We start from the raw sequence: 16,119 nt of genomic DNA on the forward strand, positions 1-16,119 counted from the left end.
GGCCGCCACTGCCGATGGAGATCCTTTCAACAGGGAGGCGGGCCGCTCGGGGAAGACGGTCCGAAGGGGATGACCTTGAGAGCTCGGGGCTCCAGGTCAGCAAGGGGAGGACCGGTCCCGGCGCCGCAAGGCGCCGGGACCGCCCACGTCCAAGGTCGTCACAGTCTCGTCGCGTCCGAGGCGGCCAGAGCGCGGCCATGGTCACGCCCATGGCCCTGTCCTACCTCGTACCGACCAGTACTACGCCCGTTCGGAGGCCACGCCAAGAGTCAGCGCTTCGCCACGAAGACGTGCGAGGCGACCTCGGAGTCGAGTTCCGCCGCCTCTCCGCCGCTGCCGACCAGCACCCCGCCCGGGGACTCCGTCACGCTGACCACGGAGCCGGGCTGCACGCCGGCGCGCCGCAGCGTGTACATCAGCTGGGCGTCCGTCTGGATCGGCTCGCCGATCCGGCGCACGACCACCGTCTTGCCCTCGGCGCCCGGGTCCAGCTCGGCGAGGCTGACCATGCCGTCCTCCAGGAACGGATCGGCCTCGGCCTTCTCGCCCAGCTCCTCCAGCCCCGGGATCGGGTTCCCGTACGGCGACTCGGTCGGGTGGCGCAGCAGCTCCAGCACCCGCCGCTCCACCGCCTCGCTCATCACGTGCTCCCAGCGACAGGCCTCGGCGTGCACCTGCTCCCACTCCAGGCCGATGACGTCGACGAGGAGGCACTCCGCGAGACGGTGCTTGCGCATCACGCGCGTCGCCAGCCTGCGCCCCTCCTCGGTCAGCTCCAGGTGCCGGTCGCTGGCGACCGCCACCAGGCCGTCGCGCTCCATCCTCGCGACCGTCTGGCTCACCGTCGGGCCGCTCTGATCGAGCCGCTCGGCGATACGGGCGCGCATGGGGACAACACCTTCCTCTTCCAGTTCGAGGATGGTGCGGAGATACATCTCCGTGGTATCGATCAGTCCGGACATTCGTGCCCCTCGGATTGCGTGCGCTGGCCCTGCCCCCAATTCTGACGCATCGCGCCGACAACCGTCCCGTCCCGAGCGTCAAGGCCCGTACTGGACATCTCGGGGCGCGGTCCCTCACCCCACTCGGGAGCCCTTTCGTCCCTCCCTTGACGTTCGTATTGACACGCCCTTGGTCCAGACCGCACGGTGAGCGGCGAACACGGACGCACCTCACCCCTGGAAGGGCCTTCGGCGTATGAGCGAGAGCAAGTTGGCCGGGCAGTTCTTCGACGCGGCCATCGGCCTGCTGGAGCGGGTGCGCGACGAGGAGGCGGCGCGGATCGCCGAGGCCGGCGTGATCATCGCCGACGCCGTCGCGTCCGGGAAGCGGCTCTTCGCCTTCGGGGCCGGGCACTCCTCGCTGCCCGCCCAGGACGTGGTCTACCGGGCCGGCGGGCTCGCCCTGATGAACTTCCTCGCCGTCCCCGGCACCGCCGGCATCGACGTCATGCCCGCCACCCTCGGCAGCGCCCTGGAGCGCGTGGACGGCCTCGCCGGCGCGGTCCTCGACAGCAGCCCGGCCTCCGACGGCGACGTCCTCGTGATCATCTCCCTCTCGGGGCGCAACGCCCTGCCGGTGGAGATGGCCATGAACGCCCGCGCCATCGGCCTGAAGGTCGTCGGGGTGACCTCGGTGGCGTACGCGACCGAGACCAAGTCGCGGCACGTCTCGGGCACCTTCCTCAAGGACCACTGCGACGTCGTCCTGGACAGCAAGATCGCGGTCGGGGACGCCGAACTGAGCATCGACGGCATCGACGCGCCCTTCGCCCCCGCCTCCACCGTCGTGACCAGCGCGATCATGCAGGCCGTGATGGCGGCCGCCGCCGGCGAGCTGGCCGCGCGCGGGGTCGAGCCCCCGCTGCTGCGCTCGGGCAACGTGGACGGCGGGCACGAGTGGAACGGCCGCGTCATGCAGGAGTACGGCGACCGGATCTTCTTCCGCCACTGAGGGCGCGGACCTGGGTCGCCCGGGTCCCGGGACGACCTAGCCGCCGGTCTCGGAGAAGTGCTGGTAGTCCGGGTTGCTCCAGCGTCCGCCCCAGGACCAGCCGATCTCCCGGAAGGCGCGGGTGACGACATCGCCCGCGCGGATCATGCCGGGGGTGGGGTGCTCGCGGTCCAGGTGGGCGCGGGCCGCGGGCGGGTGGACGTCGCCGTCGCGGTCGACGTACGGGTTCTCCAGGGGGTTGATGTCGACCGCGTCGCCGTGGGAGTGCCGGGAGAGCCGGCCCGGGTCGCCGGTGACCCGGCGGCAGTTGAAGGCGGAGGTGTTGTCGGCGGCCATCGAGGCGTCGTCGTCGCCGCCGTACGCGGCCGTCACCCGCATCCGCCGGATCGGGAACCTGGCCTCGAAGGCCTTCCCGAAGACGTGCAGCAGCGGGCGGACGACCCGCTCGTGGGCGACCATCTCGCCTTGGTGGACCTTGCCGTCGAAGCCCCAGTGGTTCATCCGGATCAGCCGCAGCCGGTCGGCCGGTACGGGGCAACCCGCCCGGTGGGTCACGCCGAGCGAGCCCGGCGGAACGGCCGTGACGCGCGCGCCGAGTTCCGGGATCGGGGCCGGGAAGCGCGGCGCCGGGGGCGGCGAGGTGCAGGACAAGGCGGTGGCGCACAGGACGACGACCGCTGCCGGGACGCGCACGGTGGAGGTGTGGCGCACCGGATCACGGTAGGCGGGCGGGTCCGCCCGGCGCCGTCCGCCACGCAGGGCGCGAGCGGCCCGGCGTCGGAGCCCTCACTGGCGGTCGCGGGCCCGGCCCGCCAGGTCGAGGTCCGCGGCCACCCGGGCGGCGACCTCCTCCGCGTAGAGCGCGTCCGCCCGCTCGAAGGCGGCCCGCGAGACGCCGCGCAGGAAGGTCAGCGCGCCCAGGGTGCGGCCCCGGCTGCGCAGTACGGTGCACAGCGCGTGCGCCGCGTCCTCGGGCCAGTGGCGCGCCCGGGCCCAGCCGTCGACCGGCTCGCCGCCGGGGGCGCTGGTCCGTACCGGGCCGATCCGGTCCAGGGCCTGGAGCGCCGGGTGCATGGGCACGTACCGCAGGGGGATCGCGCCGGGCCCCGGCAGCAGCAGGGTCTGGCCGGACGCCGACGCCGCCGCCCGGACGAGTCTGCGGCGGCGTCCGGGGTCCGCGCCCGTCTCTTCGAGCACGTCGACCAGGGCGTGTTCCGCGAAGCCGGCGAGGGCGAAGTCCAGGCGTACCGCCGCGGCCTCGGCGGGGTCCTCGCATTCGGCGGCGGCCCGCCCGGCCCGGTACAGCTGGTTGGACCGGAACCGCGACTGTCCGGTGTCGAGCGCGGCCCGTCGGGCCTCGGTGACGTCCTGGAACAGCCAACCCACCCCGAGCGGCACCGGCTCCTCCGCGAGCGGCGAGGCCAGGCGCAGGAACCCGCAGCGCCAACAGCGGCGCCGCACCCCCTCGGGAGTGCGGACCGACACCCACAGCTCGACGGGGGACGGCGGCGCCCCCTCCGCCAGCACGTGCTGGAGGGCGCCCTCCAGTTCCTCGACGCCCTGGGTCAGCAGTTCGCCGAGCGGCCGGCCGAGGAGCGCGGTGCGACCGGAGCCGAACGCGCGGGCGGCGTGGGTGTTCACGACGGCCGGGCGCAGGTCCACGTCCACCAGGACGACGCCCCAGGAGGCGTCCTCCATCAGGGCCTCGCTGAGGGCGATGGAACGCTCCAGGTCGATCTGGGCGTGGACCTCGCTGAACGCGCAGTAGACGCCGGCGGGTTTGCCGTCCGCGCCCGGGACGCCGGCGGACTGGGTGCGGACGAGGACCCGGCCGCCGTCCTTGGTCAGCAGCGCGAACTCGTTCACCTGCCGTCCCGGCGCGTCCTGGGCGGACATGATCCGGTCCTCCACGTCGTGCGCGTCGGCGGCGCGCACCGCCCAGCCCGCGAACCCGCGCCGGCCCACCGCCTCGGCGGCGGACCAGCCGAGGATCCGCTCGGCCTCACGGTTCCAGTGGGTGATCACGCCGTCGGAGTCGAACGCGCACAGCGCGGCGTCCATCCCGTCCAGCAGCGCTGCGAGCAGATCGTCGGTGGTCTCGTTACGTCCGGAAGCACTCACCTGGCACCCCCTGCAGGTGTTCGCGTGTGCGGCACGTCGGATCATTCAACTGGAACGTGACGCAGCCCACACCCGCTTCCCGGAATCATCCCGGTATGTACCCGGGAGGCGGGCCGCTCAGCCGGCGAACAGCGACACCATGGCGACCACGAAGCCCACCACGATGATCATGACGGTCCACAGGTAGGTCTGCCGCACGCGCCGGTCGCGGACGTCGTGCCGCGCGATGCGGCGCACCGCCTCCGGGTCCTGCGCCCAGTCCGGGCCGCGCAGCTCCTCCCAGGCGGCGCGCAGGGCGTCGACCTCGCGGGCGACGTCGACGTGGTTGTCGTCCACGTACATCAGCTGGACGCGGCGGCCGGCGTCGTCGTAGGCGTACGAGACGACCGTCGGCTGGTTCTTCGCGGTGTGCGCGCTCGGGTTCGGGGCGGCGCGGATGTCCTGGACGTCCTCCCAGGCCAGCCTGCGGGTCCCGGTGAAGCGGCGGACCCGGATGCCCTTGAGGTCGGCGGAGGTGGAACAGCGTTTCGCGGCCACGACCAGCCAGCCGAAGAAGGCCAGCACCAGGGCCACGACCAGGGACTTCACCCACACCGGGGTGTCCTCCATGTTCAGCACGGTCAGCAGCACGCCCGGCGTGCCGATGCCGACGGCGACGTAGACGCCTGCCATCTGCTCCGAGCGGATCCGGTACTCCCGCGGCAGCCGTGCGCTCATGACACCCTCCCCGTTTCCCCGCGCGGGACGCCAGTGTAGGGAGCAACTCCAGCCTCGGTAAGGGGAGTTGTGGGGCCCGAATTAATAAGTTGAGGGACCCGGGGAGGGGTCGTAGGCTCTGCGGTACACGAGAAGGGAGGTGGTTCCCGAAATGTACGGAAACCGGACGCGTGAGGTGGCTGCGGGCTAAAGCGCCCGTCGTCGCACGCACCCAGTGCGGTGCCCGGCGGGAACGCCAGGCGCCAATCCCAAGCAGTCACCCGACCCGCGGGCTCGCCGGTACGTCCGGCCGGCTCCTCTCACTGCAGGAGAGGAACCAGAGCCCGCGGGTCGCCTGCGTTCTCGCCCCCTCCGCCGACCGCCCGGCGGCTCACGGACACGGTCGCGGCTACGGGCAGAGCCGCTCGACCCGCCACTTCCCGCCCTCGCGGACGTAGCGCAGCCGGTCGTGCAGCCGGTTCTCGTGGCCCTGCCAGAACTCCACCGCGTCCGGGACCACCCGCAGACCGCCCCACTCCGGCGGCACCGGGACCTGCTCCCCCTCCGGATAGCGCTCCGCCAGCTCCGCGTACCGCCGGTCCAGCTCGGCGCGGGAGCCGATGACGCGGGACTGCTCGCTCGCCCAGGCGCCCAGCTGGGAGCCGTGCGGGCGGGAACGGAAGTACGCGGCCGTCTCGTCCCGCCCGATGCGCGCGGCCGTGCCGGTCACGATCACCTGGCGGGCGATCGGGTGCCAGGGGAACAGCAGCGAGGCGTACGGGTTCGCGTCGAGCTCGCGGCCCTTGCGGGAGCCGTGGTTGGTGAAGAAGACGAAGCCCCGCTCGTCGAACTGCTTCAGCAGCACCGTGCGCGAGCTGGGCCGTCCGTCGGGGGTGGCCGTGGAGACGACCATCGCGTTGGGTTCGAAGAGGTTCGCGTCGGCGGCCTCCTGGAACCACAGGGAGAACTGCGCCATCGGGTCGTCGGCGAGGCTGTCCACGTCGACGAGCTGCGAGCGGTACTGCTTGCGCATGGCGGCGGGGTCAAGGTCCTGATCGGTCACGCCGGCCATCCTGCCGCAGTACTCCCCCGCCGGCTCCCCCGCCGGCCGGCGGGAGGCGTTCTCCCGGCGGAGGTGTGCCGTATGTCACGCTTCCGAACGACAAGCGGAACGGACAAAATCTTGGGGCCGGTCCGAGGGTCCCCGCGAGGGTGACCCGCGACCGTTCCGGGCATCAACGGGGATGACCGCGCCGGACCGCGAATCACGCCGGGAGCCGCGCGTGTTCGCACTATCTGAGGAGCCGCCTGATGTCCGACTTCGTACCCGGGCTCGAAGGGGTCGTCGCGTTCGAGACGGAGATCGCCGAGCCCGACAAGGAGGGCGGATCGCTCCGCTACCGGGGGGTGGACATCGAAGACCTGGTCGGCCACGTCTCCTTCGGGAACGTCTGGGGCCTGCTGGTCGACGGTGCCTTCAACCCCGGCCTGCCGGCCGCCGAACCGTTCCCGATCCCGGTCCACTCCGGTGACATCCGTGTCGACGTGCAGTCCGCGCTCGCCATGCTCGCCCCCGTGTGGGGTCTGAAACCGCTCCTCGACATCGACGAGCGCACCGCCCGCGACGACCTGGCGCGCGCGGCCGTGATGGCACTGTCCTACGTCGCCCAGTCCGCCCGCGGACAGGGCCTGCCGATGGTCCCGCAGAGTGAGATCGACAAGGCCGGGTCCGTCGTCGAACGGTTCATGATCCGCTGGCGGGGCGAGCCGGACCCGCGGCACGTCAAGGCCGTCGACGCGTACTGGACCTCGGCCGCCGAGCACGGCATGAACGCCTCCACCTTCACCGCGCGCGTCATCGCCTCCACCGGCGCCGACGTCGCGGCGGCCCTGTCGGGCGCGGTCGGCGCCATGTCGGGCCCGCTGCACGGCGGGGCGCCCTCGCGCGTCCTCGGCATGATCGAGGAGATCGAGCGCACCGGCGACGCCGTGGCGTACGTGAAGAAGGCCCTCGACAAGGGCGAGCGCCTGATGGGCTTCGGGCACCGCGTCTACCGTGCCGAGGACCCGCGTGCCCGCGTGCTGCGGCGCACCGCCAAGGAGCTGGACGCCCCGCGCTACGAGGTGGCCGCCGCGCTGGAGAAGGCCGCGCTGGAGGAGCTGCACGCGCGCCGTCCCGACCGGGTGCTCGCGACGAACGTGGAGTTCTGGGCCGCGATCATGCTGGACTTCGCGGAGGTGCCGGCGCACATGTTCACCTCGATGTTCACCTGCGCCCGCACGGCCGGCTGGTCGGCGCACATCCTGGAGCAGAAGCGCACGGGTCGCCTCGTGCGTCCGTCGGCCCGCTACACCGGTCCCGGCGTGCGCAACCCGCGCGAGATCGCCGGCTACGCGGACATGGCCGAGACGGCCTGACGCCGCAGGGCCACGTACAAGTCGACGGCACCGCACCCAGGACGGGGTGCGGTGCCGTCGCCGCGGCCGTGTCAGGCCAGCGCGGAGTCCAGGATCCGGGCCCACTGGGCGACGACGCGGGCCCGGCGGGCCGTGTCGTCCGTCAGCACGTTCGCCAGCCCGAGGCCGCGCGCCATGTCCAGGAGCCCCTGCACGGTCTCCCGGACGCCCGGTACCGACTCGTCCGCGCCCAGCAGCTCGACGGCGATGCGGTGGGTCTCGCGGCCGACCCGGGCTTCGAGCTCGGTCACCCGGGGGCGCAACTGTTCCTCGTTGGAGGCGGCGACCCACAGTTGGAGCGCGGCCCGGAAGAGCGTGCCGGTATACATGTCCACCAGCGCCTCGACCACCACGGGCCGGGCCGCCGGGCCGGCCTGGAAGAGGGTCCGTACGGCGGTGGAGCGCTCCTCGGCCACGTACTCGACGGCGGCCGTGAACAGGTCCTCGCGGGTCGGGAAGTGGTGCTGGGCCGCGCCCCGCGAGACGCCCGCGCGCTCGGCGACGACCGCGACGGTGGAACCCGCCCAGCCGTGCTCGGCCAGGCAGGAGACGGCGGCCTCCAGGAGATGGCGGCGGGTCACCCGGCTGCGGGCCTGCTTGGGTCCGGTCACAGTGCCCACGAGGGATCCCGGCGCTCGAAGCGGGCTCCGATGCCCTCGCGGGCCTCGGCGGAGCCGAAGTGGCGGGCGGACAGCTCGGTGAGCGCCGCCCCGTCCCGGGCCAGGGCGGCCCGGACGGGGGCGGTGACCAGTTCCTTGGTCGCGGCGAGGGCCTCCGGGCCGGCCTTGCGCAGTCCCGCGAGCACGGGGGCGAGCAGCTCGTCGACGTCCTCGCCGTCCGCGCCGTGCAGGCTCAGCAGCCCGATCCGGGCGGCTTCCGCCGCGTCGAACGCCTCGGCGGTCAGGAAGTACCGGGAGGCGGCCCGGGGGTCCAGGCGCGGCAGCAGCGGCGCCGAGATGACGGCCGGGACCACGCCGAGGTGCGTCTCGGTGAAGGCGTACGTGGAGCCCGGCCCGGCCGCCGCGATGTCGCAGGCGCCGAGCAGGCCCAGGCCGCCCGCCCGGACGTGACCGGTGACACGGGCGACGACCGGCTTGGGCAGCGTGGTCAGCTCGGTGAGCAGGGCCACGAAGTCCGCCGGGTCGCACGGGGCCTTCAGGTCGGCGCCGGCGCAGAAGGTGGTGCCGGTGTGGGTGAGGACGACGGCCCGGGTCGCGGGGTCGGCGCCCGCCTCGGCGAGGGCCGCGCGCAGAGCGGCGACGAGGTCCGCGGAGAGCGCGTTGCGGTTGGCCGGGGAGTCGAGCGTGAGCGTGGTGATGCCACGGTCCTGGGCTGCGCCGACGAGGGGGGTCATGCCGTTCCTCCGGTGGGGCTCGTGCCGGTCGTGGCGCCGCCCCCTCCCGTGGGGGGGGCGGCGCCCGGTGCGGTGCTAGTACGACTTGGGCAGGCCGAGGGTCTGGTGGGAGACGAAGTTGAGGATCATCTCCCGGCTGACGGGGGCTATGCGGGCGACGCGGGAGGCGGTGATCAGGGAGGCCAGGCCGTACTCCCGGGTGAGGCCGTTGCCGCCCAGGGTGTGCACGGACTGGTCCACCGCCCGTACGCAGGCCTCGGCGGCAGCGTACTTGGCCATGTTGGCGGCCTCGCCCGCGCCCATGTCGTCGCCGGCGTCGTAGAGCCGGGCGGCCTTCTGCATCATCAGGCGGGCCAGTTCCAGTTCGATGTGGGACTGGGCCAGCGGGTGGGCGATGGCCTGGTGGGCCCCGATGGGCTCCTTCCACACCCGGCGGGTCTTGGCGTAGTCCACGGCCTTGGCGAGGGCGTACCGGCCCATGCCGATCGCGAACGCGGCGGTCATGATCCGTTCGGGGTTGAGTCCGGCGAACAGTTGGAGGAGTCCGGCGTCCTCGTCGCCGACCAGGGCGTCGGCGGGCAGCCGCACCTCGTCCAGGACCAGCTCCCACTGCTTCTCGGCGGCCTGGAGTTCCATGTCGATGAGGGAGCGGGAGAAGCCGGGGGTCTCGCGCGGGACGATGAACAGGCAGGGCTTGAGGCTGCCGGTCCGCGCGTCCTCGGTGCGGCCCACGATGAGCGTGGCGTCGGCGATGTCCACGCCGGAGATGAACACCTTGCGGCCGTTCAACACCCAGTCGTCGCCGTCGCGGCGGGCGGTGGTGGTGATGCGGTGGGAGTTGGAGCCGGCGTCGGGTTCGGTGATGCCGAAGGCCATGGTGCGGGTGCCGTCGGCGAGGCCGGGGAGCCAGGTCCGCTTCTGGGCCTCGGTGCCGAAGCGGGAGATCACCGTGCCGCAGATGGCGGGTGAGACGACCATCATCAGCAGCGGGCTGCCGGCGGCGCCGAGTTCCTCCAGGACGATGGAGAGTTCGGCGATGCCGCCGCCCCCGCCGCCGTACGCCTCGGGGAGGTTGACGCCGAGGTAGCCGAGCTTCGCGGCGTCGGCCCACAGTTCGTCGGGGTGGCCGCCCTCGCGGGCGACCCGGGCGAGGTACTCGCGGCCGTACCGCTTGCCGAGGGCTGCGACGGCGGAGCGCAGGGCCTGGTGTTCTTCGGTCTCTACGACGGTGCTCATGCGGGCGTTTCCTCCTGGACTACGGCGAGCAGGGCGCCGAACTCGACCTGTTGGCCGGTGGCGGCGTGGAGCGCGGTGAGCGTGCCGGAGGCGGGTGCGACGATGCGGTGTTCCATCTTCATCGCCTCCAGCCAGAGCAGGGGTTGTCCGGCGGTGACGGCCGAGCCGGGGGCCAGGCCCTCGGCGACGCGGACGACGGTGCCGGGCATGGGGGCGAGCAGGGAGCCCGGTTCGGTGCGGTCCCGGGGGTCGGAGAACCGGGGCAGGCGGGTGAGGGTGTGGGCGCCGAGCGGGGAGTCCACCCAGATCTCGGCGGCCCCCACACCCCCCTTGTTCGATTTGTGTTTCACGTGGAACACCCGTCGGACCCCGTCGACTTCGAGGGTGACCAGCTCGGGCGTGGCGGCCAGGACGCGGACGCCGGGGTGGTCCACGGGGACCGGGGGGCCGCTGCGGGCCGGGTGGTAGCCGACCTCGTACGGGGCGCCGGCGATCTCGTAGCGGCGGGCCTGCGGTTGGGAGACGACGTTGCGCCAGGCGCCGACGCGGGCGGCGAGCGGGGCTCCGGGCGCCGGCGCGGCGTCGGCGAGGGCGGCGGCGAGCGCGGCGAGGGCCGGGGCGTCGTCGGGGGTCTCGGCGGTGAGGGCGTCGAGGTGGCGTCCGTAGAAGCCGGTGTCGAGCCGCCCGGCGGTGAACTCGGGGTGGCGCAGGGACCGTACGAGGAGGTCGCGGTTGGTGGTCAGGCCGTGGACCCGGGCGCCGGCCAGGGCGTGGGCCAGGACGCGTACGGCCTCGGCGCGGGTCGGGGCGTGGGCGATCACCTTGGCGAGCATCGGGTCGTAGTGCACGCCGACGGTGTCCCCGTCGGTGAACCCGGTGTCCACGCGGACCGCGCCGGGGACGGCCAGGGTGTGCAGGACGCCGGTCTGCGGGCGCCAGTCCCGGCCCGGGTCCTCGGCGTACAGCCGGGCCTCGACGGCGTGACCGGCCGCCTCCGGGGGCTCCGTCGGCAGGGCCGCGCCTTCGGCGACGCGCAGTTGCAGGGCCACCAGGTCGAGGTCGAAGACGGCCTCGGTGACGGGGTGTTCCACCTGGAGGCGGGTGTTCATCTCCAGGAAGTACGGGCGGCCGTCGGCGGTGACGAGGAACTCGACGGTGCCCGCGCCCTGGTAGGACACGGCCCGGGCGGCGGCCACGGCGGCCTGGTGCAGGCTCTCGCGCAGCGGCGCCGGGAGCCCCGGGGCCGGGGCCTCCTCGATGACCTTCTGATGGCGGCGTTGCAGGGAGCAGTCACGGGTGCCGAGGGCCCAGACGGTGCCGTGGGCGTCCGCGAGGATCTGCACCTCGACGTGCCGGCCGCGCTCCACGTAGGGCTCGGCGAACACCTCGCCGTCCCCGAAGGCCGACCGGGCCTCGGCGCGGGCGCCCTCCAACTCCTCCTTGAGCAGGTCGAGGTCCCGTACGACGCGCATCCCGCGGCCGCCGCCGCCCGCGGCGGCCTTCAACAGCAGGGGCAGGTCGGCGGGGCCGGCCTGCGCCGGGTCGACGGGTTCGAGGAGCGGCACCCCGGCGGCCCGCATGAGGTCCTTGGCCCGGGTCTTGGAGGCCATGGCCTCGATGGCCTCGGGCGGCGGGCCGATCCAGGTCAGCCCGGCGGCCCGTACCTCGCGGGCGAAGTCGGCGTTCTCGGAGAGGAATCCGTAGCCGGGGTGGACGGCGTCGGCGCCCGCCGCGAGGGCGGCCTTGACGACCAGATCGCCGCGCAGGTAGGTGTCGGCGGGGGCCGCGCCCGGCAACCGGACCGCCGCGTCGGCGGACCGGACGTGCAGGGCGTCCGCGTCGGGGTCGGAGTGCACGGCGACGGTGGCCAGGCCCAGGGCGCGGGCGGTACGGAAGATCCGTACGGCGATCTCGCCCCGGTTGGCGACGAGCAGGGAGGTGATGGTCATCTGCGGGCTCACATCCGGAAGACGCCGAAGCCGCCACGGGCGCCCTCGACGGGGGCGTTGTGGACGGCCGACAGGCACAGGCCGAGGACGGTACGGGTGTCGCGCGGATCGATGACCCCGTCGTCGTACAGCCGACCGGACAGGAACATCGGCAGGGACTCGGACTCGATCTGCGCCTCGACGAAGGCGCGCATGCCCGCGTCGGCCTCCTCGTCGTAGGGCTGCCCCTTGGCGGCGGCCGACTGGCGGGAGACGATCGACAGCACCCCGGCGAGCTGCTGGGGGCCCATGACGGCGGACTTGGAGCTCGGCCAGGCGAAGAGGAACCGCGGCTCGAAGGCGCGACCGCACATCCCGTAGTGGCCGGCGCCGTAGCTGGCGCCGACGAGGACGGACAGGTGCGGGACACGGGAGTTGGAGACCGCGTTGATCATCATCGAGCCGTGCTTGACGATGCCGCCCTGCTCGTACTCCTTGCCGACCATGTAGCCGGTGGTGTTGTGGAGGAACAGCAGCGGGATGTCACGCTGATTGGCGAGCTGGATGAACTGGGTGGCCTTCTGCGACTCGGCGCTGAACAGGACGCCCTGGGCGTTGGCGAGGATGCCGATCGGATACCCGTGCAGGGTCGCCCAGCCGGTGACCAGGCTGGTGCCGTACAGGGGCTTGAACTCGTCGAAGTCGGAGCCGTCGACGATGCGGGCGATGACCTCGCGGGGGTCGAAGGGCGTCTTCAGGTCGGCCGGGACGATGCCGAGGAGCTCCTCGGGGTCGTGGACGGGCTCCTCGGCGCGCGGCGGCTCGACCTGTGCCTTGCGGTGGTTGAGGCGGGCCACGACCCGGCGGGCCTGGCGGATCGCGTCGTACTCGTCGAGGGCGTAGTGGTCGGCGAGGCCGGAGGTCCGGGCGTGCATGTCGGCCCCGCCGAGGGACTCGTCGTCGCTCTCCTCGCCGGTGGCCATCTTGACCAGCGGCGGACCGCCGAGGAACACCTTCGAACGGTCCTTGATCATGATGGTGTGGTCGGACATCCCGGGGACGTACGCGCCTCCGGCGGTGGAGTTGCCGAAGACGACGGCGACGGTCGGGATGCCCTCGGCCGAGAGCCGGGTGATGTCGCGGAAGATCGCCCCGCCCGGGATGAAGATCTCCTTCTGGGACGGGAGGTCGGCGCCACCGGACTCGACGAGGCTGATGCAGGGCAAGCGGTTCTGCCGGGCGATCTCGTTGGCCCGCAGGGCCTTGCGGAGCGTCCAGGGATTGCTGGCGCCGCCGCGCACGGTCGGGTCGTTGGCGGTGATCAGGCACTCAACGCCCTCGACGGTCCCGATACCGGTGATCATCGAGGCGCCGACCGGATAGTCGCTGCCCCAGGCGGCGAGCGGGGACAGTTCCAGGAACGGGGTGTCCGGATCGAGGAGCAGCTCGATGCGCTCCCGGGCGGGCAGTTTGCCGCGCGTCCGGTGCCGGTCGGTGTACTTCTCCCCGCCGCCGAGCAGGGCCTTGTGGTGCTCGGCGTCGAGTTCGGCGAGGCGGGCGAGGGCAGCGGTACGGGCGGCCGTGTGCTCGGGGGCGTGCGGATCCACGGTGGTGCCGAGGCGGGTCATGGGCGGGTCCCCTCCGGGGCGGGGTCGGACGACAGGAGGTGCGTCGGGATGTCGAGGTGGCGGGCGCGCAGCCATTCGCCGAGGGCCTTGGCCTGCGGGTCGAAGCGGTGGCCCGAGGCGACGCCGGCGCCGAGGATGCCGGCGACGGTGAAGTTGAGGGCCCGCAGGTGCGGGAGTTCGTGACGGGCGACGGGCAGACCCGAGGTCTCGGGGAGCAGGGTGATGAGGGCGTCGACCGTGAGGGTCGCGCGGAGCCACTGCCAGGCGGCGTCGCTCTCGGCCCAGACGCCGATGTTGGCGTCGCCGCCCTTGTCGCCGCTGCGGGCGCCGCACAGGGCGCCGAGCGGGGCGCGGGTGGTGGCCGCCGCAGGGCCCGTTCCCGGAACCGGGGCCGCGCCCCGGGACTCTTCGGGGGCTCCGCGCCCGGACCCCCGCGCCTCGAACGCCGGCGGGGCCGGGACGGGCGGCGTCGGAACGGGTGGGATCGGGACCGGTGGGATCGGGTGGCGGGTGGTGTCGGGGAGGACCGCCACGTGGGGGACCGTCGTGGCCGGGACCAGGGACGAGGTGAAGACCCCGTACGGCTGGGCCGGGCCCGGAGGGGCCGTCACGTGGAAGCCCGGGTAGCTGCCCAGGGCGAGTTCGATCGCGGCGGCGGTCAGGCCCCGCCCGACCCGGTCCGGGGACGGGTCGCGGACGACCAGGCGGAGCAGGGCGCTCGCGGTCTCCTCCGTGTCCGGGTCGGGATGGTCCGTGCGAGCCAGGGTCCACGTTACGGTGGCCACTCCCGAAAGGGCCTGCGCGAGTTGCGTCTTGACCAGGTCGGCCTTGGCGTCGACGTCGAGGCCGGTGAGGACGAAGACCACCTCGTTGCGCCAGCCCCCGATCCGGGTCACGCCCACCTTGAGGGTGTCGGGCGGGGCCTCGCCGAGCACGCCGGAGATCGCGACCCGGTCCGGGCCGGCCGGGGCGAGGCGGACGGTGTCGAGGCGGGCCGTCACGTCCGGCCCGAGGTAGCGGACGCCCTGTGTCTCGTAGAGGAGTTGGGCGGTGACGGTGCCGACGGTGATCACCCCGCCCGTGCCCGGGTGTTTGGTGACGACGGAGGATCCGTCCTCGGCGATCTCCGCGAGCGGGAAGCCGGGGGTGCGGACGTCGTGCCGGGTGAAGAAGGCGTAGTTGCCGCCGGTCGCCTGGGTGCCGCACTCCAGGACGTGGCCGGCGACGACCGCCCCCGCCAACCGGTCGTACGCGTCCGGTGCCCAGTCGAACCACCAGGCCGCCGACCCGCTGACCAGCGCCGCGTCGGTGACCCGGCCCGTGACCACCACGTCCGCGCCCGCCCGCAGGCAGGCGGTGATCCCGGCGCCGCCGAGGTAGGCGTTGGCCGTCAGCGCGCCCTCGGAGAAGGGCATCAGGTCGTCGCCCTCGACGTGCGCCACCGAGACGGGCACGCCCAGCTTGGCCGCCAACTCCCGCAGCGCTTCGGCGAGTCCCGCCGGGTTCAGGCCGCCGGCGTTCGCGACGATCCGTACGCCCCGCTCGTGCGCGAGGGCGAGGTTCTCCTCCAACTGGCTCAGGAAGGTCTTGGCGTAGCCGAGGTCGGGGTTCTTCAGGCGGTCGCGGCCCAGGATCAGCATGGTGAGTTCGGCGAGGTAGTCCCCGGTCAGCACGTCGAGCGGACCGCCGGTGAGCATCTCGCGCACGGCGCCGAACCGGTCCCCGTAGAAGCCCGAGGCGTTGCCGACGCGCAGCGGGCGCCGGGTCATCGGGAGCCCTCCGGCGTCCGGCCCGGGCCCGCCGGGCCCGCGAAGGCCTGGGCGATGTCCAGCCAACGGTCGGCGTCCGGGCCGGTCGCCGTCAGGTCGGTGTCCGCGCGGTGCACCCGCTGGGTCACCAACAGGCAGAAGTCGAGCGCGGATCCGGTGATCCGCTGGGGGGCGTCGGCGGGCCCGTACGTCCAGGGCTGCGCCCCGTCGGGGGCGGTGAGTTCCACCCGGAACTCCTCCTCGGGCGCCGGCAGGCCCCGGACCGCGTACGCGTAGTCGCGCGCCCGGATCCCGATCCGCGCGACGTGCCGCAGCCGGGCCGTCGGGGTCCGGCGGACGCCGAGGGCGTCGGCGACGTCCTGCCCGTGGGCCCAGGTCTCCATCAGGCGGGCGCTCGCCATGGAGGCGGCCTTCATGGGCGGCCCGTACCAGGGGAAGCGGGTGTCGGGCGAGGCCGCGGCGAGCGCCTCGTCGAGGGCGGTGCGGGTGGTCCGCCAGCGGGCGAGCAGTTCGGCGGGCGGCAGCGCGGCCCCCTCGGCGGCGCCCTCGTCCACGAAGGAGTCGGGGGCGGCGAGGGCCTCCTCGATCATCCGCCCGAAGCCGGCCGGGTCGGTGAGGGACAGCAGCGCGACGCGGTCGGTCCAGTACAGGTGGGCGATCTGGTGGGCGACGGTCCAGCCGCTCGCGGGGGTGGCCTTCGCCCAACCGGGCTCGGGCAGCTCCCCGACCAGGGAATCGAGGTCCCGATTCTCCTCTCGGAGATCGGCGAAGACGGCGACGGCGGACGGATCGGGCACGGTGCGCTCCCCTTCTCGGCGTGGGGGAAGCCTGGCAGGGGTCCACAAAACAATCAAGCACGCTTGCATGATTTTCTCGCGGACTGTCGCGTTCCCGCCGGCCCGCCCAACTCGCCTGAACGGCAATGTGTTTGATCCCCGACCGGTCCGGCGAGGGAGGCGACGGGCGGGTGTGGCGCA

Annotated in this window: 14 protein-coding genes; 2 read left to right on the top strand and 12 right to left on the bottom strand. The window is 73.5% G+C overall.

Annotated elements, in window-relative coordinates; translation table 11 throughout:
• Window positions 1–269 precede the first annotated feature (269 nt).
• On the bottom strand, window positions 270–962 hold the full coding sequence (locus tag OG906_RS15670) for a metal-dependent transcriptional regulator (RefSeq protein ID WP_053681012.1): 693 nt from the start codon (window positions 960–962) through the stop codon (window positions 270–272).
• A gap of 235 nt (window positions 963–1,197) precedes the next feature.
• Here OG906_RS15670 and OG906_RS15675 point away from each other — a divergent pair, with 235 nt between their 5' ends.
• Entirely contained in the window at window positions 1,198–1,953 is a 756-nt protein-coding gene (locus OG906_RS15675) for an SIS domain-containing protein (RefSeq protein WP_329443389.1), read from the top strand.
• 36 nt (window positions 1,954–1,989) lie between these two features.
• On the opposite strand, the gene OG906_RS15680 is transcribed toward OG906_RS15675, so the two are convergent.
• The 4 genes from OG906_RS15680 to pdxH form a co-directional block, all read right to left on the bottom strand.
• Window positions 1,990–2,664 carry a M15 family metallopeptidase gene (locus OG906_RS15680; RefSeq protein WP_329443391.1) on the bottom strand — a complete coding sequence of 225 codons (675 nt, stop codon included), beginning with the start codon at window positions 2,662–2,664 and terminating at the stop codon, window positions 1,990–1,992.
• A gap of 75 nt (window positions 2,665–2,739) precedes the next feature.
• A complete protein-coding gene (locus tag OG906_RS15685) occupies window positions 2,740–4,074 on the bottom strand; it encodes a PAS domain-containing protein (RefSeq protein WP_385640111.1) in 1,335 nt (444 codons plus the stop codon).
• A 117-nt stretch (window positions 4,075–4,191) separates the two neighbouring features.
• A complete protein-coding gene (locus tag OG906_RS15690; protein WP_329443395.1) occupies window positions 4,192–4,791 on the bottom strand; it encodes a PH domain-containing protein in 600 nt (199 codons plus the stop codon).
• A gap of 388 nt (window positions 4,792–5,179) precedes the next feature.
• The gene (gene pdxH / locus OG906_RS15695; protein WP_267799058.1) at window positions 5,180–5,842 is read right to left on the bottom strand and encodes a pyridoxamine 5'-phosphate oxidase; all 663 of its coding nucleotides are present in this window, start codon (window positions 5,840–5,842) and stop codon (window positions 5,180–5,182) included.
• 239 nt (window positions 5,843–6,081) lie between these two features.
• Here pdxH and OG906_RS15700 point away from each other — a divergent pair, with 239 nt between their 5' ends.
• A complete protein-coding gene (locus OG906_RS15700; RefSeq protein WP_267827615.1) occupies window positions 6,082–7,188 on the top strand; it encodes a citrate synthase 2 in 1,107 nt (368 codons plus the stop codon).
• Between the two features lie 71 nt (window positions 7,189–7,259).
• On the opposite strand, the gene OG906_RS15705 is transcribed toward OG906_RS15700, so the two are convergent.
• The 7 genes from OG906_RS15705 to OG906_RS15735 form a co-directional block, all read right to left on the bottom strand.
• Entirely contained in the window at window positions 7,260–7,847 is a 588-nt protein-coding gene (locus tag OG906_RS15705) for a TetR/AcrR family transcriptional regulator (protein ID WP_267799060.1), read from the bottom strand.
• Complete coding sequence (locus OG906_RS15710; protein ID WP_329443399.1) at window positions 7,835–8,581, bottom strand: enoyl-CoA hydratase family protein; 747 nt, start codon at window positions 8,579–8,581, stop codon at window positions 7,835–7,837. The genes OG906_RS15705 and OG906_RS15710 overlap by 13 nt, the downstream gene beginning before the upstream one ends.
• 75 nt (window positions 8,582–8,656) lie before the next feature.
• The gene (locus tag OG906_RS15715) at window positions 8,657–9,817 is read right to left on the bottom strand and encodes an acyl-CoA dehydrogenase family protein (protein ID WP_329443401.1); all 1,161 of its coding nucleotides are present in this window, start codon (window positions 9,815–9,817) and stop codon (window positions 8,657–8,659) included.
• Window positions 9,814–11,766: an ATP-binding protein gene (locus tag OG906_RS15720; RefSeq protein WP_329443403.1), complete on the bottom strand. Its 1,953-nt coding sequence runs from the start codon at window positions 11,764–11,766 to the stop codon at window positions 9,814–9,816. Before OG906_RS15720 ends, OG906_RS15715 begins: the two co-directional genes overlap by 4 nt.
• An 8-nt stretch (window positions 11,767–11,774) precedes the next feature.
• Entirely contained in the window at window positions 11,775–13,373 is a 1,599-nt protein-coding gene (locus OG906_RS15725; protein WP_267827610.1) for an acyl-CoA carboxylase subunit beta, read from the bottom strand.
• Window positions 13,370–15,142, bottom strand: a complete 1,773-nt coding sequence (locus tag OG906_RS15730; protein WP_329443407.1) for an acyclic terpene utilization AtuA family protein — start codon at window positions 15,140–15,142, stop codon at window positions 13,370–13,372. The genes OG906_RS15725 and OG906_RS15730 overlap by 4 nt, the downstream gene beginning before the upstream one ends.
• The gene (locus OG906_RS15735) at window positions 15,139–15,939 is read right to left on the bottom strand and encodes a TIGR03084 family metal-binding protein (RefSeq protein ID WP_329443409.1); all 801 of its coding nucleotides are present in this window, start codon (window positions 15,937–15,939) and stop codon (window positions 15,139–15,141) included. The genes OG906_RS15730 and OG906_RS15735 overlap by 4 nt, the downstream gene beginning before the upstream one ends.
• Window positions 15,940–16,119: the final 180 nt, after the last annotated feature.

Origin of the sequence: Streptomyces sp. NBC_01426, from assembly GCF_036231985.1 — a bacterium.
Classification (GTDB): Bacteria; Actinomycetota; Actinomycetes; order Streptomycetales; family Streptomycetaceae; genus Streptomyces.